At 42.7% G+C, this 21,855-nt stretch carries 20 protein-coding genes; 4 read left to right on the forward strand and 16 right to left on the reverse strand.

Annotated elements, in window-relative coordinates; translation table 11 throughout:
- The first annotated feature begins 26 nt into the window (after positions 1–26).
- The 3 genes from H0R92_RS01385 (at position 27) to H0R92_RS01395 (ending at position 2,621) form a co-directional block, all read left to right on the forward strand.
- Complete coding sequence (locus H0R92_RS01385; RefSeq protein WP_432960401.1) at positions 27–692, forward strand: YoaK family protein; 666 nt, start codon at positions 27–29, stop codon at positions 690–692.
- Between the two features lie 4 nt (positions 693–696).
- Positions 697–1,176, forward strand: coding sequence for a hypothetical protein (locus H0R92_RS01390; RefSeq protein ID WP_432960403.1), 480 nt, complete (start codon positions 697–699; stop codon positions 1,174–1,176).
- A 173-nt stretch (positions 1,177–1,349) separates the two neighbouring features.
- Positions 1,350–2,621, forward strand: coding sequence for a glucose-1-phosphate adenylyltransferase (locus tag H0R92_RS01395; RefSeq protein WP_432960405.1), 1,272 nt, complete (start codon positions 1,350–1,352; stop codon positions 2,619–2,621).
- A 23-nt stretch (positions 2,622–2,644) separates the two neighbouring features.
- Here H0R92_RS01395 and H0R92_RS01400 read toward each other — a convergent pair whose 3' ends face one another.
- The 11 genes from H0R92_RS01400 to H0R92_RS01450 all read right to left on the reverse strand — a co-directional run bounded on the left by H0R92_RS01400 (position 2,645) and on the right by H0R92_RS01450 (position 14,797).
- Positions 2,645–5,194, reverse strand: coding sequence for an ATP-dependent Clp protease ATP-binding subunit (locus tag H0R92_RS01400; RefSeq protein WP_432960408.1), 2,550 nt, complete (start codon positions 5,192–5,194; stop codon positions 2,645–2,647).
- A 26-nt stretch (positions 5,195–5,220) separates the two neighbouring features.
- Positions 5,221–6,324 (reverse strand): hypothetical protein, encoded by a 1,104-nt coding sequence (locus tag H0R92_RS01405; protein WP_432960411.1) that lies wholly within the window; start codon positions 6,322–6,324, stop codon positions 5,221–5,223.
- A 13-nt stretch (positions 6,325–6,337) separates the two neighbouring features.
- Positions 6,338–6,832: a DNA helicase UvrBC gene (locus H0R92_RS01410; protein ID WP_432960413.1), complete on the reverse strand. Its 495-nt coding sequence runs from the start codon at positions 6,830–6,832 to the stop codon at positions 6,338–6,340.
- 14 nt (positions 6,833–6,846) lie between these two features.
- Positions 6,847–8,169 carry an ABC transporter permease gene (locus H0R92_RS01415; RefSeq protein ID WP_432960415.1) on the reverse strand — a complete coding sequence of 441 codons (1,323 nt, stop codon included), beginning with the start codon at positions 8,167–8,169 and terminating at the stop codon, positions 6,847–6,849.
- Positions 8,159–8,860: an ABC transporter ATP-binding protein gene (locus H0R92_RS01420; protein WP_432960418.1), complete on the reverse strand. Its 702-nt coding sequence runs from the start codon at positions 8,858–8,860 to the stop codon at positions 8,159–8,161. Before H0R92_RS01420 ends, H0R92_RS01415 begins: the two co-directional genes overlap by 11 nt.
- Positions 8,853–10,157 (reverse strand): ABC transporter permease, encoded by a 1,305-nt coding sequence (locus H0R92_RS01425; RefSeq protein ID WP_432960420.1) that lies wholly within the window; start codon positions 10,155–10,157, stop codon positions 8,853–8,855. The genes H0R92_RS01420 and H0R92_RS01425 overlap by 8 nt, the downstream gene beginning before the upstream one ends.
- Positions 10,154–10,921: a hypothetical protein gene (locus tag H0R92_RS01430; protein WP_432960423.1), complete on the reverse strand. Its 768-nt coding sequence runs from the start codon at positions 10,919–10,921 to the stop codon at positions 10,154–10,156. The genes H0R92_RS01425 and H0R92_RS01430 overlap by 4 nt, the downstream gene beginning before the upstream one ends.
- Positions 10,922–10,923: 2 nt before the next feature.
- Positions 10,924–11,793, reverse strand: coding sequence for a signal recognition particle-docking protein FtsY (ftsY, locus tag H0R92_RS01435; RefSeq protein ID WP_432960425.1), 870 nt, complete (start codon positions 11,791–11,793; stop codon positions 10,924–10,926).
- 12 nt (positions 11,794–11,805) lie between these two features.
- On the reverse strand, positions 11,806–13,359 hold the full coding sequence (locus H0R92_RS01440; protein WP_432960427.1) for a hypothetical protein: 1,554 nt from the start codon (positions 13,357–13,359) through the stop codon (positions 11,806–11,808).
- A protein-coding gene (gene prfB, locus H0R92_RS01445; RefSeq protein ID WP_432960430.1) for a peptide chain release factor 2 occupies positions 13,356–14,484 on the reverse strand; the annotation gives its coding sequence in 2 pieces (ribosomal slippage) (positions 13,356–14,414 and positions 14,416–14,484; 1,128 coding nt in all). The genes H0R92_RS01440 and prfB overlap by 4 nt, the downstream gene beginning before the upstream one ends.
- Positions 14,485–14,515: 31 nt before the next feature.
- Positions 14,516–14,797, reverse strand: coding sequence for a CRISPR-associated protein Cas2 (locus H0R92_RS01450; protein ID WP_432960432.1), 282 nt, complete (start codon positions 14,795–14,797; stop codon positions 14,516–14,518).
- Between the two features lie 63 nt (positions 14,798–14,860).
- Here H0R92_RS01450 and H0R92_RS01455 point away from each other — a divergent pair, with 63 nt between their 5' ends.
- Positions 14,861–15,868, forward strand: a complete 1,008-nt coding sequence (locus H0R92_RS01455) for a tetratricopeptide repeat protein (protein WP_432960434.1) — start codon at positions 14,861–14,863, stop codon at positions 15,866–15,868.
- Here H0R92_RS01455 and H0R92_RS01460 read toward each other — a convergent pair.
- The 5 genes from H0R92_RS01460 to H0R92_RS01480 are packed head-to-tail and all read right to left on the reverse strand — an operon-like array spanning position 15,853 to position 21,827.
- The gene (locus H0R92_RS01460) at positions 15,853–17,877 is read right to left on the reverse strand and encodes a tetratricopeptide repeat protein (protein ID WP_432960436.1); all 2,025 of its coding nucleotides are present in this window, start codon (positions 17,875–17,877) and stop codon (positions 15,853–15,855) included. The two genes, H0R92_RS01455 and H0R92_RS01460, sit on opposite strands and share 16 nt — an antisense overlap.
- A 36-nt stretch (positions 17,878–17,913) precedes the next feature.
- Positions 17,914–18,738 (reverse strand): hemolysin family protein, encoded by an 825-nt coding sequence (locus H0R92_RS01465; RefSeq protein ID WP_432960437.1) that lies wholly within the window; start codon positions 18,736–18,738, stop codon positions 17,914–17,916.
- Positions 18,739–19,218 (reverse strand): rRNA maturation RNase YbeY, encoded by a 480-nt coding sequence (gene ybeY, locus H0R92_RS01470; protein ID WP_432960439.1) that lies wholly within the window; start codon positions 19,216–19,218, stop codon positions 18,739–18,741.
- Positions 19,208–20,878 (reverse strand): HD family phosphohydrolase, encoded by a 1,671-nt coding sequence (locus tag H0R92_RS01475; protein WP_432960441.1) that lies wholly within the window; start codon positions 20,876–20,878, stop codon positions 19,208–19,210. The genes ybeY and H0R92_RS01475 overlap by 11 nt, the downstream gene beginning before the upstream one ends.
- Positions 20,862–21,827 (reverse strand): PhoH family protein, encoded by a 966-nt coding sequence (locus H0R92_RS01480; protein ID WP_432960443.1) that lies wholly within the window; start codon positions 21,825–21,827, stop codon positions 20,862–20,864. The genes H0R92_RS01475 and H0R92_RS01480 overlap by 17 nt, the downstream gene beginning before the upstream one ends.
- Positions 21,828–21,855: the final 28 nt, after the last annotated feature.

The following is a 21,855-nucleotide window of genomic DNA, read 5'->3' on the forward strand; positions in this document are numbered from 1 at the left end:
TCGCAATATCGTATTAGTATCGCTGTATGAAAACAAGCAACGTTTTTATTTTAATATGGACAGCCGCACTTACCTTTGTTTCGGGGTTGTTAAACGGAACGGGCTTTTTGCTGTATGCAAGCGCTTTAAGTCATCATACAGGTAACCTAACCCGCGCGGCCGTCGAATTGTCGCAATTAAATGTCCGTTCCGCCTTGTATATATTGACTTTGCCCGCTTCATTTTTTACCGGCGCATTTATTTCGGGCTTGCTTTTTCATGAAAAAAACTTTGAATTTTCAAAACGCTACGGTATCCTCCTTATGAGTTTTTCCCTTATATTCATGTATCTCGGAGTTTTTAATACAGCCGACATTCCAAGTACCGTTTTTATGTGCCTTATTTTGGGGATACAAAACGGTATGTTTATTTTTTATAAGGGAATTTTAATCCGTACCACCCACTTTACCGGTTATTTGACGGACGCGGCACTGTGTTTGGGAAGCGCATTTTGCGGTACGGCCGGAAGCGAAAAAAAGAAAAACGATTTAAAAAAGAGTTTATTTTATCTTTTGAGCATTTTATGCTTTACGGCAGGAGGTATGTTTTCGGTTTTTATAAAAGCACCCGGCGTTTTTTTTGCGGCAGCCTTGATATACTTTATATGCGGCCTGTGTTATTTTACACTGCGAAAATTAAAGCATAGGCATTAAAGCTGTGATTGCGGATATTTCGGTTTTTGCGGCAGGCATCTATTTTTTATTGTTACTCGAATCGCATTTTATAACGGCGCTCAGCGCGCTTATGTATTTTAAATGTGCAAAAACGGCAGCACGCAAAATCGATGTACGTGATAAAAAATTCGACTTAAAAGACAATTACATAATCTGCATTCTTGTTTCAGTTATCGGTATTGTTATTGCCTTTTATTCTCTTCGGGCAGCGGAGGTATACACAGGATTTCAGACGCTGCTTATCGGCGCAGTCCGTATCTTTATGCCGAAATATTTTACCCGAATACGCAGCGTAAAAGACGCAGAGGATAGAAAATGCGTCCGTCTTGTTTTTTCTGTACAAAAACTGAATATTTTGTTTTCACCCTGCGTCCTAAAACAGTATGATAAGGCGGCCCGCACCGGTTTTTTGATTATTCTCGTTTGTGCCGCCGCCGAGGCGATACTGCAAAGAATGTCGTAAAAAAAATGAGCATTTGCAAAAAAAAGAATTTGTGTTTTTTTAAAACCGATTGTATAATGTACTCAATACAAATAACACAGTGCCGGCTGTAAGGGTGCTTACGTTTTAATACCGTATTCCGCTTTAGCTTAATTCCAAAAGGCACCGGAAAAGTAAAAAAAAGGAGTTTATGTATGCCAAAAGTATTATCCATCATTCTCGGCGGCGGCAAAGGCACACGCTTATATCCGCTCACAAAAGAACGCTCAAAACCGGCGGTTCCCTTCGGAGGAAAGCACCGTATAGTGGATATTCCGATTTCAAATTGTATTAACTCGAACTTCAAACAGATTTATCTGCTTACCCAATTCAATTCGGCATCCCTTCACATGCATATTACAGCCGCCTATAATTTTGACCGGTTTTCGCAGGGCTTTGTCGAAATTCTTGCTGCAGAACAAACCCTTGAACATTCCGGCTGGTATGAAGGAACGGCGGATGCCGTACGAAAAAACTTTATCCACTTTCAAACACAAAAACCGACTCATTACATCATTCTTTCCGGCGATCAACTGTATCAAATGGATTTAAACGCCTATCTTGAATATCACATGGAACACAATGCGCAAATAACGATTGCAACGACGGCCGTCAACCGCGCCGATGCGTCGGGCTTCGGTATTATGAAGATAAATAAAGAACGCAATATTACCGCCTTTATGGAAAAACCCGCTGCCGACCTTGATATAAGCGATTGGATAATTCCCGACGAAAGCAGGACGCCCGGAGCAACTCAAGGTAAAGATTATCTTGCCTCCATGGGTATTTATATTTTTAACGCCGAAGTTTTGGAAGAAGCACTCGATAACGACTATACCGACTTCGGAAAAGAAGTAATTCCGCAAGCTATAGAAAAATACAAGGTATTTTCGTATATTTACGACGGCTATTGGGAAGATATCGGTACGATAAAAAGTTTTTACGATGCAACTATCGACCTTGCCGCAATTACGCCGAAATTCAATTTTTACGATGAAGACAAACCCATTTTTACTAAACCGCGCAATTTACCGCCTTCAAAAACAAATCACGCCCAGATGACGCGCTGTATTGCAAGCGAGGGCTGCGTAGTAACGGAAGCATGCATTATAGATTCGGTTATAGGTATACGAAGCGTTATAGAACGTAATTCCAGCTTGGAAGGCGTTGTCTGTATGGGAGCCGACTTTTACGAAACGGAAAGTCAAAAAAAGGAAAACCTTGCAAAGGGTATACCAAATATCGGCATAGGCTGTAATACGCATATAAAACGCTCTATTATCGATAAAAACGCCCGTATCGGAAATAATTGCTCGATAGGCTGCCGAGGTCCCGTTCCGGACGGTGAAACGGCGCAATATTTGGTATCTGACGGGATTATCGTCATCAAAAAGAATGCGATTATTCCGGATAATACGCTCATATAGAAAAGTGCATAACCGCGCCGCATTTACTGCAGGGTATGTGCGGCGTTTTTTTCCGGCGCTTCAATGGATAAAGCGGGAGCTGTAAGCTCAAGTTTTGCCTTTTTTATACGTAAATGTAAAACAGTGCCGCTTTTTATTTTTTTGCAGTCTATAAGCAGCGTATCTCCGGCAGTACATTCGCCTGCAATAATTTTTGAAGCTAAAACGTCTTCCACTTCATGCTGAATCAAACGGCGCATAGGGCGCGCTCCGAATGCGGGTTCGTAACCGTTTTCGATAAAATAAGAACGGGCTTTCGGTAAAAGTTCAAGATATATATTTTGTTCGGCTAAACGTTCTTTCAGTTCCTCAATTTGAATATCCAGTACGCCCGACACTTCCTTATCGCTTAAGGGGGTAAAAACCACAGTATCGTCGATACGATTTAAAAGTTCGGGGCTTAATATTTGTTTTAATTCATTTAAAGCGTCGGCTTTAATATTCGCATAATCCATAATCGCCTTATTTGAAGCATTAAAGCCCAAACGGTTTTCATTGGAAATACGGCGCACACCCGCATTGCTTGTCATAATAATCAAGGTATTTTTAAAATTGATTTTATGTCCGGAGTTGTCGCTCAGTTCGCCTTCTTCAAGTACTTGTAACAATAAATTAAATACATCCGGATGAGCTTTTTCTATTTCGTCTAGCAGGACAATCGAATACGGATTTTTTCGGATTTTTTCGGTTAAAATACCGCCGTCTTCATACCCGATATAACCGGGCGGCGCCCCTACAAGACGGCTTGCATTATGTTTTTCCATGTAGTCGCTCATGTCGATGCGTATAAGGGCATCCTCGGAACCGAACAAAAAGCGGGCAAGGCTTTTTGCCAATAAGGTTTTACCTACACCTGTAGGACCTAAAAAAATAAAGGAGCCTAAGGGGCGCTTTACTGAAGAAACGCCGGATCGCGCACGGCGCACGGCAGAACAAACGGCACATACCGCTTCATTTTGACCGATAACAAAACGGTGCAATTCTTCTTCCATATTCATTAAGCGTGACGTTTCCGAAGCATTTAACTGTTCAACCGGGATGCCGGTCATACCGGCTACAACGGAACATACATCTTCGATTTGTACGGTATTTTGTGCCGAAGAAGAACGCCATTGCTTTCTCAGCGTTTCAAGTTCGGTGCGCAAAGAATATACTTGATCGCGAATTTTAGCTGCACCCTCATAATCTTGATCTTGTACCATCAGTTGTTTTTCTTCGGTCAAAGCATATATACGCTTTTCAATTTCGGCAAGTTCGGCCGGACGGGAATCGTCCTGTATTTTTTTCATTGCGCCGGTTTCATCAAGTAAGTCGATAGCTTTATCCGGTAAAAAACGGTCGGCAATATAGCGTTTGGAAAATTTAACGATGGATTCTATTACGCCGTCGGCATATCGTATCCCGTGAAATTCTTCGTAACCGCTTTTAATACCTTCCAATATTTCCGTTGTTTGCTCTTCGGTAGGTTCATGGATATGAACAATTTGAAAACGTCTTTCCAAAGCGGCGTCTTTTTCAAAGTATTTTCTATACTCTTTTAAAGTCGTAGCTCCTATACACTGAAGTTCGCCGCGTGATAAAGCAGGTTTTATCATGTTCGATGCATCCATCGTTCCTTCGCCGCTGCCTGCACCGATTATCGTATGAAGTTCGTCAATAAATAAAATAACGTTTTTTGCTTCATGAATTTCTTTCATGATGCGTTTAAGACGTTCTTCAAATTCGCCCCGATATTTTGTCCCCGCAATGACGAGGGCTAAATCAAGCGTTAAAAGGCGCTTGCCTATAAGGCCGGCAGGAACCTTTTCTTCGACAATAGCGGCCGCCAAGCCCTCGACAATAGCGGTTTTGCCGACGCCGGGTTCGCCTACAAGTATGGGGTTATTTTTTCCGCGGCGGGATAATATTTGAATTACTCTACGGATTTCATTTTTGCGCCCGACGACGGGATCCAAACAGCCGTTTTTTGCCGCGTCGGTTAAATCGCGGCTGAATTCTTTTAGCAGGGATGTTTGCTGAAGTTGTTTACTTTGTCCGAAATTAACCGGTTTTATGTTTGTGCCGGTATTTTTGGCATCATAAGCGGATGAGGGTATTTGTACCGAAGCGGCTTCAACGGCGCGGCGCACACTGTCCAAACCGATACCCGCTTTTTTAAAAAACAGAGCGCATAGACTTTGCTCTTCACGGATTGCGGCGAGTAAAAGATGTTCGGTACCTATATAATCGCGGCGCAACGAACGCGATTCGACTGCGGCAATATCAAACATCGTACGCAATCTGCGCGAAGGCGCTATGTCGGAAAAAGCTGAAACGGGGGACTTAAGCGGAATAACCTGCTCAAGAGCAAGCTGAAAGGTTAAAAGGTTGATTTTTAAAAACTGCAAAACGGCAAAACCCAGCCCCGAAGAACTTTTTATAAGCGCAAGCAATACATGCTCGGGTAAAATTTCGTCGGCACCCGATCTTTTTCCTTCTTCTTGGGCATAGACATTGAGCAATTTGTGCGCACGCGGCGAAAGACCTTTTATCATATAACACTCCCCTGCATTCCAATCAATTAAGCATATATTTGTATGCTTTCAAGCGATTCCTGCATAATTAATGAACGTAATCGCGCATGCTGTAATTCCGGCGTATTGATATCGCTTTCGAATTTAAAGCGTTCGTTGCGGTTTACAAATTCGATATGAGCTTCCCGGGTTCGATATACTAAAGCAAACAAAACCGGGTTTTCGATACATGCTAAAATGCCCGTATCTTTTCCCCACTTTATGCGAAAAAGGGCATCGATACATTCCCGTTCGGTTAAAAAGCGGCTGTACTTAACCGAAGCGAGCGCCTTATATACAAAATCGCGCAAAGCCGTCGGTTTAGTATCGGCAATTTTATGTCTGCACATTCGTTCCGATTCCGCAGCCGCTTGTAAAGTTTCCGTTAAAGCCGCAATTTGTTCTTCTTCAGTTCCGGTAAAGCAAGCTCCGCTGCTTATTTGATAGCAGGCGCCTAAAGCAGGCGAAAAAGAATTCTCATAATCCGGGGCATAACCGAAACAGGGCATAACCGTAAAGCTTTTTTTTTCAATATCCGAAAACAAAGCGCTTAATTCCTTGGTTTCCCGATTTAAAAAAGTTAAAGAAGGCAAATGTACAAAGGCCGAAATCTTCATACCCGTACCGACATTATTTACGGACGCGCTCAAATAACCGAATTCGACCGAAGCGGCAAACTGAACGATATTTTGCAGCGAAATGTCTATATCCTTTATAATAGGATATACTTCATCGACATTCAAGCCGGCGCCGAAACAGGCAATTCGTAAATGGTCTTCATCATTAACCGAACACATCAATTTTCCGTCGGTACGCACAACAATTCCCGCAACAGGGTTCGTTATTTGATCCGAACTTAAAACGCCGCGCTCCGAAAGAATACGCTGACCGAGCGAATCGAGTTTTTTTACACTGAGCGCTTGATACCGTTCCGGATGTTCGAGGCGCGAAAAAGCATCGAAAACAAGACTTTGTATGCGTTCCCCGTCATCGCGGCTAAAACACGAAGGAAAGGGAAAATTGACAAAATTTCGTGCAAGGCGAATACGGGTGGAAAGAACGACATCATTTTCCGGTCCGGTTTCGCTGTACCAAGCACCCGCTTCATTCATACGGCAATTCTCCCTAATGTTCGTCCGCGCCCGTTACGGCCGGAGATTCAAGTGCCTTTAAAAAATCACGGTACATCGCAGCTTTTTCATAATCTTCACGTGCAAGAGAGTCTTTAAGCTTTGTTTGTATCGCCATTCTATCGGTAAGCATGGATCGAAAATACGCAAGCTTTTTCGGCATCGAACCGGTATAAGGTAAGTCGATACCTTTTTTAGTGAGCATACCTTGAATTTCCTCTTTAAAAGCTGCGTAACATTCGGGACAGCCTGCTTGACCCGTTTTGCGTATGTCATAAATACTGCGTCCGCAAACGGAACACACTTTTTTTTCGGTATGCACACCGTTTATAAGATTTTCAAGATTCATAGTAATCGTTTGCGTCGATGCGTCTATACCCTGCGCTTTTGCACACACTTCACACAGATGAACTTCTTTTTTTCCCAGTGTACTTATTTGTCGAACAAAAACTACGGCTTCGCGCCGACCGCACAAATCACAAATCATCATATACCTCGTATATCTCAGGTTTTTCTGAGAATATGCAGGGGCTTTTCTTTTCCTGCACGGACAGCCGGAAAAACGGAAACCAAGGCCGACAAACCGAGTGTTTGCAAGGCTATAAAAAACATCTCCCGAAATGAAATATGTACCGGTATGGTTTGTAAGTAATACGCGGGATCCAAAAAAGTAACCGGCGAATACATTGTTTGCCCTGTTATACGATACCATATTTTTAAAATAAGGTTAACAGCCTTTTCGGAAAATTCTATGATTTCATTACAGTTTACGGCACATACCAAGCCGAGAGGAAGCCCCAAACAAACGCCGCCCATACCGCAAATGATACCGGTAATTAAAAAAGCCGTGCTTATGCCTGAAGAAGACGCTCCGATACTTTTAAGTATTGCAATTTCTTTTTTACGCTCCATTACAACCATAATAAGAGCCGACGATATATTAACCGAAGCGATAAGTAAAATCAAAAACATAATGAGAATTAACAGCATTTTGGTCGATGCATAATTTTCATATTGCGCGGTATTCATATCGCTCCACCGCTTTATGCGGTAACCGGCAGGCAAAAAGTCTTCAGCCGAACGGTAAGCTTTTTCCAAACGTTCGGAAAAAGGAAAATCGGTTTCAATTCCGATACAAAGGCGCGAAGAAGATGCGGGTAAAAAAGAAAAACCGGTTTTAAACGGCACAAAAACCCATAAAGCGTCTATTTCTTCGTATCCCGACGATACGATACCCGATATTTTACAGGACAGCATTTTAGGCCGTATATCCGAAGCGGACAAAAGGTTTGCCGTAATAAGGCGGATTGTATCTCCGACTTTCAATTCCAATTTTTCAGCAAGGGCACGGCCGATAACCGCGCTTTTGGCATCGGGAAAAGCCGCTTGACCTTCCAAAACTTCAATATAAGTTTTAAAAGCTTCGTTATTTATAAATATATCTCCGTCAACGGAACGTATTGCAGCCCCTGTCCTGCCTTTTTTACCCGCAGCTAGGGCCATTCCCTGCTTTTCGATAAAAGCCGTTCCCCCCGTTAGGTTTTCAAGTTTTTCGGCAATACGGTTAAGTTCGCCTACCTGTTCATCAAAACCGCTCAAAGAACTTTCAGGACACAAAACTTGCATGTGATAGCTTGAAAGTCCGATCATACGTTCGGTAATACCCTCTATCATACCGTCGGCTACAACCAATACGACAATAAGCGGAACCAAACTTAAGGCAATGCCGAATACCGCACCGAAAAGGCTTTTACGTCCGTTTGAAACGCTTTTATAATTCGGCAATATAATGCGCAAGGCATATAAAAAAGATGCTTTAAGAGTCATATACGAGCCTGCCCTGTTTTATGCGCAAACATTCGTCGGCGCGCGAAGTTAACGATACGTCATGGGTAACCATAATAAGGGTTTTGTGGTATTTTTCCACCATGGAAAAAAGCAAATCGCCGACTAAATGCGCGTTTTCGGGATCCAAGTTGCCGGTCGGTTCATCGGCTAAAATAAGCTCGGGATCGGTAATAAGAGAACGGGCAACGGCGGCCCTTTGCCGTTCGCCGCCGGAAAGCTGAGACGGTAAATGATGCATACGTTTTTCCAAACCGACTTCGCAAAGAAGCTCGGATGCACGCATGCGGGCTTCTTTTTTTGAAATGCCTTTCATATACAGGGGTAAAAATACGTTTTCCAAAGCGGTAAAATCTTTTAAAAGGTAATGGAATTGAAATATAAGGCCTAAAAACGAAGCGCGGTATTCGGAAGCCGTATATTCATCCAAAGCCGTTATATCATAATGCCCTACCCTAACCCTGCCCGCAGAAGCGGTATCCAAGGCGCCGATGATATTTAACAATGTGCTTTTTCCGCTGCCGCTTTCGCCTAAAATAACGATTTTAGTACCCTGTTTTACCCTCATATGAACATCGGAAAACACGGTCAGTTTTTCACCTGCCCCGGTATATATCTTTTTCAGTCCTTCGATCTGTATAAAACTTGTATCGTTTTCAACTCGGTTACTCATAACGCAATACCTCTGCTATTGAAAGTTTCAGTATATTTCGACTTGCGGCATATGCAGCGCTTAAAGCCGATAAGATACCGAATATCGTTATAGCGGCAGTTTCGACAAAAAACATACGCGCAGGAATTCGGGCATAAAACATAAACATAGGATTTTCGGTTAAAAAAACAAGATTTGACGGATTAAGCAAAAGGGTAAAAATATATTGAACGCCGTATACGGTTTTTGAAATAAGCCAAAACACCGCATCCATACGCACGCTTATAAGCATACCCAAGAGCAGTCCGGGTACGGCACCGCCTAAACCGATAAGCATTCCTTGCATAAGAAAAACCGCTTGAATATAAAAAGGCGGAGCGCCGAGTGCCGACAGTACCGAAATTTCTTCACGGCGTTCAAAAATAATACGGCGCATTCCGTTAAAGATATTTACTCCGACTACAATAAAAATGATAAAAACAAGCATCGTCAACACGTTTTTTTCAACTTTTAAAGCGCCGAAAAAGGATTTGTTGTAAGTGCGCCACGATTCAACCGCAAAATACGGATCTTTTTGTTTTATAAGGTGAATTAACCGATTGTCATGGGCAGGTTTGTGCAATTTTATACCGTACAGGGTTTGGGCCGACGAACCGAGCAGTTTTTGCCCCGTATCGAGGGATAAAAACACAAAGCTGTTGTTGATTTCCGAATACGAAGATGAAAAAAGCCCGGACACGGTAAACACGCGGCTTGAAGATAACAAATCAACATCTGAAGAACCCGAAATGGCTAATAAACTTATCTTGTCGCCGGGGGCTATCCCCAAACTGTAGGCTAACTGAGATGCAACGACGGCTTGATTATCGCCGAGATCAAAGTTTCCGCGGTATACGGCGATTTCACGGGCAAAGCCCCTATCCAATTCCATTATGTTTTGAGGAACAAAGCGAATAAAAGCAGCCTCTTGACGGCCGTTTTTTCCTACAGTTAACGCTTGGGCATCCATAAAGGGAATGATACTGCGGACAAGCGGATGTTCGGCCATATCCTCCAAACGTTTTTTTTGTACATCGCTATCGGGAACCGCGCGTATATGAAAAGAATGGATTTCCAAAATACTTTCTATGTATCCCATTTGAAAACCGTTCATTACGGCCATAACGACAATCAGGGTCATCACGCCGAATGCAATACCCAATGAAAACAAAAAAGCGGTTAAAGCGTTTTTACCCCGTGTATCGATACGGGCAAAGCGGCGCGAAATAAATAAAACCCATGATGTTTTATTCATTTGTTTTATATTTGAAGTTTTCACAGCGCCCTCTCCCGTTTTTTTTCATCGTTTTTATAAAAGATTTCCCAAACGGGTGTTTCGTCTTTATACACGGTAACTATTTTTATATTATCGGGAAAATAAAGCACTTCTTTCCAGCTTGTATCCGAAGTATATGTTTTTTCCTTTATTTTGATACCGCCTCTATAATATAAAATATCGGCTTTATCGCCTCCCTTTCCGTAACGGTACTCCGTTTTTTCGCTGCGCTTACCCGGTTGTGCATATACGACAGTTTGTTCCGCTATTCTATCTTGCATATCGTAACGTATCGTTTCAGAGCATATCAATTTTTTATCGGTACTTTCATATGTTTCGCGTTTTAAAAGGCGTTTTTTTTCACCGTAAAATTCACGTATAAAAACGGCATTTTCTCTGTCGGTTGTTTCCGCCCGCTCGGGAAAAAGGGAATCGCTTGTATAAAAATAATCGGTTTCGAATACGGGTTCGGCCGCAGACGGCTTCCATATTATTTTCTTTATTAATCGATAAGATGAATCGAGTTTTTTTTGTACAATTATGTTATCGGCACACCGAAGCGTATGCATACCGTTTTTATCAATTAAAAAACGTTCGGATTCGTCAAAATGGCGGCGCAAACTTCCGTTCGGGAAAAGAGCGCTTCCTTTTTTTTCAAAAAGGGTGCCGTCGATAAAAAAGCCGGAAGTTTGTTCCTCAGCTTTATCGGCATAGCTGAAAACGAAAAATGCACAAAAGAAAAAAAAACACCGAATACAATATTTCACATTCAATCGCCTAAAAAATCATACGCATAGCGTTTGGAATCGAAGAGTTTAATATCCGCATAGGTTTCACCCGAACCGATAAAAGCAATCGGAATTCCCAACTCCCGCCCTAACGAAAAGGCCGAACCGCCCTTTGCACTTGAATCGTGTTTGGTTAAAAAAACGGCATCAATACCTATCGCATCATGAAAAACTTCGGCTTGGCGTAAAGCGTTTTGCCCGGTGGTGCTGTCTAATACGAGAATTTTCTTGTATGCACCGGCACTTGCTTTTGCCGAAGCAATCCGGTCTATTTTTTGAAGCTCATGTATAAGATTTTCTTTATTGTGAAGACGTCCTGCCGTATCCGCCAATACCAAACCGCCGCCCTTGGCACCGAGTGCTTCCGCCGCATCAAAAACAACGGCAGCGGGGTCTCCGCCGTGCTTGTGGGATACAACCCGTATACCGAGTTGTTCGCCGTGAAAACACAATTGCTCTATAGCGGCGGCACGGAAGGTATCGGATGCAGCCATAATCAAATTGGAAAATCCTTTTTTTTGATAAAAATCAGCCATCTTTGCAACGGAGGTTGTTTTGCCCGTGCCGTTTACACCGAGAATCATGTATATATTGATTAAAGCCGGATCGGGTTCCAAAACAACTGATTTTGCCGATTCGGCAAGGAGTTCGACCAGCTGATTGCGGATAGCACTCAAATCCCGTATTTTAGATGTTTTACAGCGCTGTTCCAATTCTTCGGTAAGTCCGAAGGCGGTTTTTGCACCTATATCGCCTTCAACGAGCATATCGGCTAAATCGTCGAAAAAATCATCGTTTATATCATTTTTTGAAAACAGTTGCTTTATTTTTGTAATAAATTGTGGCGCCATACTAAGATCCTATCAATATTTTGCAGGTTTTATCTGCTTCGGCAAAACCGCATTCACCGAATGAAGATAAATGCCTAATTGTACTAAAAAATTGATACCCAACCCTATGGAAATACCGGTTGCGGTATAACTCGCCGCTTTCCATTTTTGCAAATCATCTCCCGTATTTTTCCCCAGCGCCCATGCATTGTATTCGTCAACCTGTTTTCCCATTAAAATAAAGGCAGCCGGCAAAGAAATAATAAGCGCAGCATAAGAATCATACATTATTTTTCGCTTTTTTTCAATGGCGGCGGCATTTGCCATACTTTCATTGGGAATTCGATATTCGGGTATATACAAGTTTTTCGAGGTTTTTTGTTCCAAAATAAAATGTCTCAAACCGCCTGCATCGGTTAATTCGACTAAAACGGGAAAACCGTTTACCATAAAAGTATTTTTTGTTTTAGACAAAGGCTCTGCAGGAAGCCCGTTAAAGTAAAAAAGATAAGAATCCTGTGTATCCGTTTTTATTTTAACGGGAATCGCATTTTGGCGCGGCAATCGTGCATGTACATAAAAATTATCTTTTTCCGAAAAATTATACACAAAGGCGGAGGCTCCGAATCCGTCCGCTTCAATATACAATTCATGGATTCCTTCCGGAATAACGGCAGATAAAAGACCGTTCCCGGAACCGCGTAATTCGTTTTCCGCCGAATCCGAATACTCAAAACGATTGCGGGAAACGCTTAAAAGCCGGCCGTCAAGCCGTATAACCGCCTTTTGTGCGGCTTCAGGAGGCAAAACATCAAAAATGAGATTAACGGTTTTTCCGTTACGCAGATTTACAAGAAGTTTTTCGGAAATACGCGCCGCAAGCAGTGAAAGTTCTTCTATATGCTCGGTTTCGCTTATATGCAGACAAACAACACTGCCCGGAAACAATACAAGATTTACATTAGCTTGAATATAGGGACCGATACGGCTTATGCTGCCCGTTACCAATCCCCGTATATCCGAAGGTTCATCGGCACGCATCGATTTTTTTAAAGACGGGTACAATTCGCTGTATGTATTTTTCCATAAAACAACTTGTTCGCGCACGGGCTTAAAAGCTTCAACGGACAGTACCTTGTCTTTTTCGGCGTTTTGTTCCAATTCGGCGTTTAAAGCATAAATCGCTTTTTCTTTTTCGTCGATTTGAAAGCGGCGTTTTTTTTCATCATGTACACTGACGATATACGTATCGCGTTCTGCAACCGCTTTTTCCAACTGTGCGTATAGTTTGCGTTTATTATCGGCTATGGACTTTTTTTCACGGCGAAACAGTTCTTCGGGCATTACGGTACGCATACCCGTTTGCGAAAGTTTTTCCAAAATGAGTTTAGGAAGCAGTTCCGTTATTTTTTCTTCGTGGCCGGAACTTACCGGTTCAAAACCGGCGGTAATTTCGTCCACGGTAAACGCAGAGGCGGACAATACCCATAGGGGCGGCGAATCGTTACGGATATTTTGCGCATTTTGTGCATAAAGAAAAACGGACAGCAATAATACCGCAGCGGCAAGCGTCCCGATTCTTTTCACGGCTCGTCGTCTCCTTCGCTTATCGGCAATCCCTTCCATTTTGCCGCCAAATACGATTCGATAAAGGGATCTATATCTCCGTCCATAACCGCTTGTATATTCCCCATTTCATAGCGCGTACGCAAATCCTTTACCATCGTATAGGGCTGAAAAACATAGGAACGGATTTGACTTCCCCATGCAATATCCTTTTTTTCTTGAGCAAACTTTGCGTTTTCTTTTTCTTTTTCCTGACGGTAGTGCTCGTACAAGCGGGCTTTTAGCATATTCATCGCAGTAGCCCTGTTCATAGTTTGACTGCGTTCCGTTTGGCATGCGACGACAATACCCGTCGGAATATGTGTAAACCGTACTGCCGAATCGGTTTTATTGACATGTTGTCCGCCCGCTCCTCCTGCACGGTAGGTGTCCACTCGTAAATCTTCGGGACGCACTTCAACTTCAATGCTGTCGTCGAGGACGGGAAACACGTATACGGAAGAAAAAGATGTGTGGCGGCGCGCATTCGAATCAAAGGGGCTTATGCGTACTAATCGATGAACGCCCGCTTCCGATTTAAGATAGCCGTATACATAATCGCCCGAAATTTGCAACGTTACCGATTTTATGCCGCCTTCGGCTTCAAGGCGGTCCACCGTTTCAACCTTATAGCCGCGCCTTTCGGCCCAGCGGACATACATACGGCACAGCATTTGCGCCCAGTCGCATGCTTCAGTTCCGCCGGCTCCCGAATGGATGCTCAAAAAGGCGCTGTTTTTATCGACTTCATCCGATAACAAATTTAATATGCTGTATTTTTCGTAATCGGCTTTTGTACTTTCATATAAATCCTGAATTTCACTTTCAAGACCGGCATCGCCCGATTCTTCAGCCAATTCATATAAAGCTTCCAAATCTTCAACCGTTTTTACCAGTTCGCGCCAAGGTGTAATTTTATTTTTGAGTAATTTTATTTCGGATAAAACTTTTTCCGCCTTTGAAGGATCGCTCCAAAAATCGGGCTGCGCCGTTAAAGTTTCTTTTGTTTCAATATGTTTTTCTACCGCAGCGACGTCAAAGACGCCCCCAAACGTCAAGGATGTCCTCTTTTAAAGAGGTAATGGGTATTTTAAAATCTTCGATCATATGTAACTCCGTAATAATGTTTTAATTTTTTTTAATCCGGCTGGGGGCGCAGCATACAGCGCCGCCATTTTTTTTTGCTCAATTCCGTAATTGCCATTAAACCTTTTACCGGATATTGGTATATGCGGATTCTGTCGTAAAAATCCGTTACCCTGTCTATATCTTTTTTCAGGGTACGCAAACGTTTTTCCGATACGGCGGTATTTTCCCAACATGCACGTTGTATGCGGGTAAATCCGTACTGTGCAAGCAGCGATATAAGCGCTCGTGAAGAATCGGCTCCGCCGGGATCCAAAACAACGGAAACAAACATATATACAGCATAATTGAAAGTTTTGATCTTGTCAAACAGTAATTTTTAAAGCATTATATATGTATGAAAAAATCTTTATTTTTTTGTGTTTGTGCGCTTTATACCGTATGTGCCGCCCTTTACCCGCAGGCGGACCTATCGATACCCGGCTCGCAAAAAACGGCCGAAGCACATCCGCTCGATATGTTAATCGCCGCACGGCCGGAACGTCCGCTTGTTTCCGATATCCAAGCGCTTTTAACCGACAACGCGGTTGTACTTTCATGGAAAATCGAGCCGATTATTGCCGCCGGCATAAAAGAATTGCTCGTATACCGCAATGTTAAGCGCATCGATTTTGTCGATACCGATGTATCTTCCGAAAAAAATCAAGATGAAAAATCCGCACGGATTATTGCGGTTCTTGCTCCCGAAAGCCTCAGCTATACGGATACGGACATACAAAGGGGTATTTGCTATTATTATGCGGTTATTGCGCGAGAAAACAACGGCGTTTTGTATAATTTAATTATACCGTCGGTAAATGCCAGTTTAAACGGAATAGAATTTCCGATCACAGTTAAAACACAAGGCAGTTCCGCCGTAAATCAAAATAATGCGGAAAACCGGGAAAAATCCTCCGCCGGCACTTCGGATATAGTGCGAAAACAAGCGCTGCCGGAAATACAAATAGGGCGTACCGAATACAAGCTGCAGCCGAAAAAAACAACGGATGCTGCGGCACCTCATAAAGACATCCCGTATAAAAATAAAACCGGTTCGGCCGCTCTTTTGCCGGAAGAAACCGAAGCAGGAAAATCCACCGGAGACGACTACAGTCTTTTTGCAATCGTTGACGCTTATATAAATACAAAAGATTGGCATAAAGCGGAAAAAGAACTGAGGCAATTTTTACAGATAAACAGAACGGAAACGGCAAGCGCACGGGCATACTTTTATTTAGGACAAAGTCTTTATTTTACCGGCAATTACCGTGAAGCCCTTAGGTGCTTTCAAAGATCGTGCGCATTATATCCGGTGCCGTCAAAACGATGGATTACCGAAGTTCTCGATGCTTATCGTATCGATTGAATAAGTTCATACAATACCGTTTTCTTTTTTTCAATTTCAACGGCGGGAGTATCCGTTTCCTTTTTTTTCTTTACCTTTTTCGGCTTTTCCGCAGCATCTTGTTCTTGAACTTTTACGACGGGAACGATTTCATCACCGAGTGCAAGCAAATCGTAAAATCCGTTTTGTGTAAATTCGCCCTGTGAAATATCTTCGCCGAGAGCATTGAGCGTAATCGTTCCTATACGCTTTTTTTCATCATACTTAAGCGCAATGTCGGTACCGGAAAAGAGTAAATCGCCTTTTTTATATACATCAAAAACCTGTTTTTCTTCGGCACCGTCTTTTCGTCCGAAATCGACTAAAACGGTTGAACCGCGCCGTTTTATAACGCGCGCTTTTTGCGGCAATACGGAAGTCAATTCGTCGCGAATTTTTTGCATAGCGGAAGCAAGGCGGCCGTTTCCCGTGCGGTACACATCCCACGAAGCAAGTTTATTGCCGCTTGCGGCCGAATATAGGTCAAAGCTGAAATTGACATCACGCTCGCCTTCCGTAACGTTAAGCAACGCAAAAAAGTCGTAGTTTTGTGTCCGCGCATTTTTAAAAGCTTGTGCGTAAGAAGCAACGGGGGCCGAAACAGGGGAAACGGATACGGTTTGGCTTGCATTAAAAACATCGGCAAGCATTCCGGCGCTTATAAAAACCGCATTTTGATGGTACAGCGAAAAATCTTCGTTTAAAGTATAGAGTCCTACCGTCCAGCGTATTTTATCCAAATAAAAGGGCTGTATTCCCCACTGAAGCGGGAGGGTGTTTTGCAAAAGCGAAGTATAGGATTCGATAATATCGTCTATACGTTTATCGTTTTTTCCCCTGTCTTTTAAAAATTGCAACTGAGAAAGATAGGATTCGCTTAAGCCGTTGTTAAGTAAAATATCGGCTAGAGCAAGCCGGGCGGCAACATTCAGCGGGTTAAGACGTAAAACCCGCTGATATTCATACAGGGCTTGCACGGACATAAATTTTTCCGCATACGCTTCGGCTTTTTCCATATGGTAGGCCGCCCAGTTTTTACGGCGGGGGTCTTCGACCTCGGTTGATTCGAAAATAAGCAATTCAAAGGCGGCGCGCATTATTTCGTCTTGGGGGTCTATATCCAAACCCGTTTGCCATGCCGACAACGCTTTTTCGTTTTCACCGAGGGCGGCGCACGAAAGGCCTTTTAAGTACCAAGCCGATACGGCAAAACGGTTTTTCGACAAGCGGTAATCGCAAATATCGATAGTTTCGGCATAGCGTTTTTGTACAAACAAAATATCGGCAAGCAGTTTATATGCTTTATCGTATGTACCGTCAAGCAGCACCGCCGTACGAATACGGGATTCGGCTTCGCTCAGTTTATTTTCTTTAGCCGCCAAATAACCGGCAAAATAATATACTTCCGGATTGGCACTGTGCGTACGCAGCGCATTTTCCATATATATATGTGCTTTTTCCGTTTTGCCCTCTCTGTCGGCAAGCAGGGCTAAAGAAATCAAAGCTTTTTTATTATGCGTTTCGCGCTTTAATGCATCAAGATAGTATTGTTCGGCGGTTAAAAACTTTCCGTCGAAAATATCCAATTGCGCAAGACCGAAACGCGCTTGCACATCATTGGGGAATGTTTCCAAAACCTGTAAAAACACTTTGCGCGCTTCGGAAAGATTTTCCAAACCGATAAGGGCAAAACCTTTAAGATTTAAAACATCGGTACGGTTTTTAATGTATTTTGCCGCAAAATCGCTGTAGCGCACCGCCAAATCGTACTGTTCCAATTCGTATGAACATTGGCCCAACGCAAGCCATGCTTCGCCGTAAGCCGGATTAATTTTTAAAGCTTGCTGATACAGTTCAACTGCAGCATACCAATCCGCTTTGTTTTGGCAATCTTTTGCCTTAGTATAAAAATCTATTGCAGCGACATTAGGGCTTTGTTGTGCAGCTATATAAAATGTGCAAAAGAAAAACAGCACTACAATTTTTTTCATACCGCATCCCTCCCGAAAAATACGATTATACGGTTCCTACGCGGCTCCCGTATCGGTATGCTTAACGATTTTTATTTGATTTACCCGATGCCCGTCCATGTCCTGAACGATAAAATCATAGTTATGCCATGAAGCTTTTTCGTATTTGACCGGAATTTTACCGAAAAGGTCAAATACAAAACCGCCCAGGGTATCGAATTCTTCATTCGGAAAATCGGAATGTATACTTTCGTTCAAATCATCCAAATTGGCACGCGCATCACAAAGCCATACGTTTTCACCCAACTGTAAAACATCTTCACATTCGTTGTCAAATTCGTCTTGTATATCTCCGACTATTTCCTCGATAATGTCTTCCATACATACAATGCCGGATATCCCGCCGTATTCGTCTATAGCAATGGCAATATGGATGTGCCGGCGCTTAAATTCGCGCAAAAGAGAATCGATACGCTTGGATTCGGGAACAAAAAACGCTTTACGGATAATCTTTTGCAAATCGACCGCTTCTTTTTTTGCGAAAGCGGTAATCAAATCTTTTACATAAAGCACACCGACAACATTGTCGATCGAATCTTCGTATACAGGAAAACGGGAATGCCCGCTTTCGGCTATGCGCTGCAACAGTTCGTCTTCCGGAATTGTAAGGGACAAAAAATCCACGTCAATACGCGGTATCATCACTTCTTTAACCGACGTTTCCGCAAGCTCTTCTATACCGCGGATCATATCGCGTTTTTCTTCGTTTAAAATATCCTGTTGTGCCCGTTCTTCCGTTGCGGTCCGATTACCGGAATATGCACTATCGGATACAGCTGCATCGCTTGTCTTTTTTTTAAATAGTTTTTCCAAAAAAGCCATTTATTTTTCCTCAATAACGGTACGGGAAATAAAATCCGTAAGTAATTGTTCCTGCAAAGCAATCATTTCGCAGTATACGGCATCTCCCATATGGTTTTCGCCGTGATCCATCCCTTCCAAATGAAGGATACCATGAATCAATAAGCGTTTCAATTCTTCATCGGGACAAACATTAAAATCCCGTGCATTTTTATATAAAAAATCGACACTGACGGCAATGTCGCCTGCAAGATAACGCTCGTCGCCGTTTTCATCCGTGTAACGTGTTCCGGATTCAAAGCTCAAAACATCGGTGGCGGCATCTACGTTCCGGTATTCGCGATTCAAAGAACGGATAAGGGCATCGGAACAAAACAAAACGGACAGTTCCCAATCGGTATGCCCTCTTTTTTCCAAAAGTTCGGCAATAAAATTTTCGGCATTTTTCAGCCAGGGCGGCAAACTTATATCTTCAACGCTAATCAAAAGTTTATTTTTCACTTTCTTCCGCTTTTTCGTCGTTATCGGGATCTTTTTGGTTCGGGTATTCAATGCGCGAATGGTAATAACCGGCAAGAATATTTACAAACGATTCGCGTATAATATCCAAATCGCTGAATGTAAGGGCGGCTTTATCGAGTTGGCCTTTTTCGTATTTGGCCATTATAAGGGTACGGATGAATTTTTCAAGGCGCGGCACCGACGGGTTTTCCAGTGTGCGGCTTGCAGCTTCGACCGTATCGGCAAGCATTACGACAGCCGCCTCTTTTGAAGCGGGAGGGCTTCCCAAATATGAAAACTCTTCTTCGGAGACCGAAGCGTCCGTTTTTTTTGCTTCATTAAAAAAATAGGCAATAAGTCCGTTTCCGTGGTGCTGGGCTATAATATCGATAACCGGCTGCGGAAAACGCATTTGATGGGCGCGTTCGACGCCTTTTTTAACGTGATTGCGTATAACCGAAACCGAAAGGCGCGGATTTATTTCATCGTGTTTATTTCCTTCTTTTTGGTTTTCTACAAAATATTCGGGCTGTTCAAGTTTACCCAAATCATGGTAATACGCACCGACTCTGGCAAGCAAACCGTTTGCCCCTATAGCAGCACATGCGTTTTCAGCCAATGTCGCGACAAGCATGGAATGATTGTAGGTACCGGGAGCGGTTATAAGCATGCGCTTCATAAGCGGATTATTCAAATCGGACAAATCCATAAGCCGGAATACCGAAGCCGTGTTCAGCGCTATTTCAAGCGGCGTCAAAAAACCGAGTGCTAAAACACCCGATATAAAACCGTTAAAAGCGACGGCCAAACCGTTTAAAACGGAATCATGTAAAGAACTGCCGTAAATAATTTCAAGCGTAAACAAAAATACCCAGTTTAACAAGCTTAATAAAACGGCGGCAAAAATCAAATTAATCCGCCTATCCAATTTACGTACAATGCGGGCAGCCGATAACGAAGAACACAACACAAAAATTGCGGGAGCCGTATTAAAAGCGGCGCCGTATAAAACGGCAAAAAACAATAAAAAAGAAAAATAAACGGCTATGCGTTCTTCAAACAGCATGGCGATGAGCATAATGCATAAAGAAGCCGGAATAACAAAGGGAAGCGTAAACGGATCCGAAAAAGCCGGTAATTTTCGACCGAATACGACCGATGCATATACGATAGCAAATATAATTCCTAAAAACACTGCCTCTTTTAATTCGATCGAGCGTTTTAAAAATACGGGCGAAAATAAAAAAAACATCAAAGCGCTTAAAAGCATAAAAAATAAAAAAGCGTTTCCCAAAGCACGCAAGTCTATATAACCGGGAGCTTCGGCCATCTTTTTTAATTTATCGTAACGCTCCTGTGTTATGGGAAAACCTTTTTTTATAATTTCTTCGCCCTTTTGCACTCCAACGGGATTTAACTCGGTCGGCGCAAATGTTTTTTTAGCCGTAATCGTACGGTCCGATATTTGATCCACTTGATATTCGCCGAGCGAAAAAGCAAAAAATGTTTCCGAGGTTGCAATATCCAAAAATGATATTGCAATACTGACTGTAAAAACCAATGCAAATACAATAAAAAAAGGATACTTTGTTTTTAACTGTATAAGTATTTTTGCATTCAAATTTTCATCGGTTTGGCCGTTATTATTCGTATTTTTCATAAGCTTGTATAATTTTTTTTACGAGTGCGTTGCGCACGACATCGGAAGAATCCGTTTGCATAATGCGGATACCTTCTATGCCCTGTAAAACATGAAGGGCATGTTTTAAGCCGGATTCGGTGCGCTTCGGCAAATCTATTTGAGTTATGTCGCCGGTAATAAATACCTTTGACCCTTCTCCCATGCGGGTTAAAAACATTTTCATTTGCTGACAAGTGGTGTTTTGCGCTTCGTCTAAAATAATTACGGAGTCGGATAAGGTTCTTCCTCTCATATATGCAAGAGGCGCAATTTCTATAACGCCGGCTTCAACGAGTTTGCGGATAAAATCTTTGGATACAAAGGCTTCCATTGCGTCGTACAGGGGGCGAAGATAGGGACTTATTTTTTGCTCCAAATCTCCGGGTAAATAACCCAAACTTTCGCCGGCTTCCACAACGGGGCGGGTTAAAATGATTTTCGATTTTTTGCGCGATAAAAGCAAATTCAACGCTTCGGCAACCATAATATAGGTTTTTCCCGATCCGGCAGGCCCTATGCAAAACACCATATCGCAAGAGCGCATTGCATGAACCAATTGCGCTTGATTTTTGCTTTTGGGATAGAGCTTACGGTCGGTGCCGGGAATATGAATACTTGTTTTTGTAAAAAAATCGTGCAAATCTTCGCGCGAAAGCGAAGAGGTTTCGGGCGCAACATTTAAAATCGAATACACCATATGACCGTCGGCATCGTTACCGCTTTCCACTTCGTCTACAATGCGGTCGATAATGTATTTAAAACGCTCGTGTATATGGGGGTCGTTTTCGGAAACGGAAAGCTCGTTACCGCGCGTAAAAACGGAAACACCCAAATGTTCTTCGATGAGACGTAAATTGCAATCATTTGTTCCGCATAAGCGTGACAATACATCGGTATCCGGAACGACAATTGTAAATGCAGATTCCACCTTATAAATAGTAACCTTTATATGTACA

Origin of the sequence: Treponema sp. OMZ 840 (assembly GCF_050937815.1) — a bacterium.
Taxonomy (GTDB): domain Bacteria; phylum Spirochaetota; class Spirochaetia; order Treponematales; family Treponemataceae; genus Treponema_C.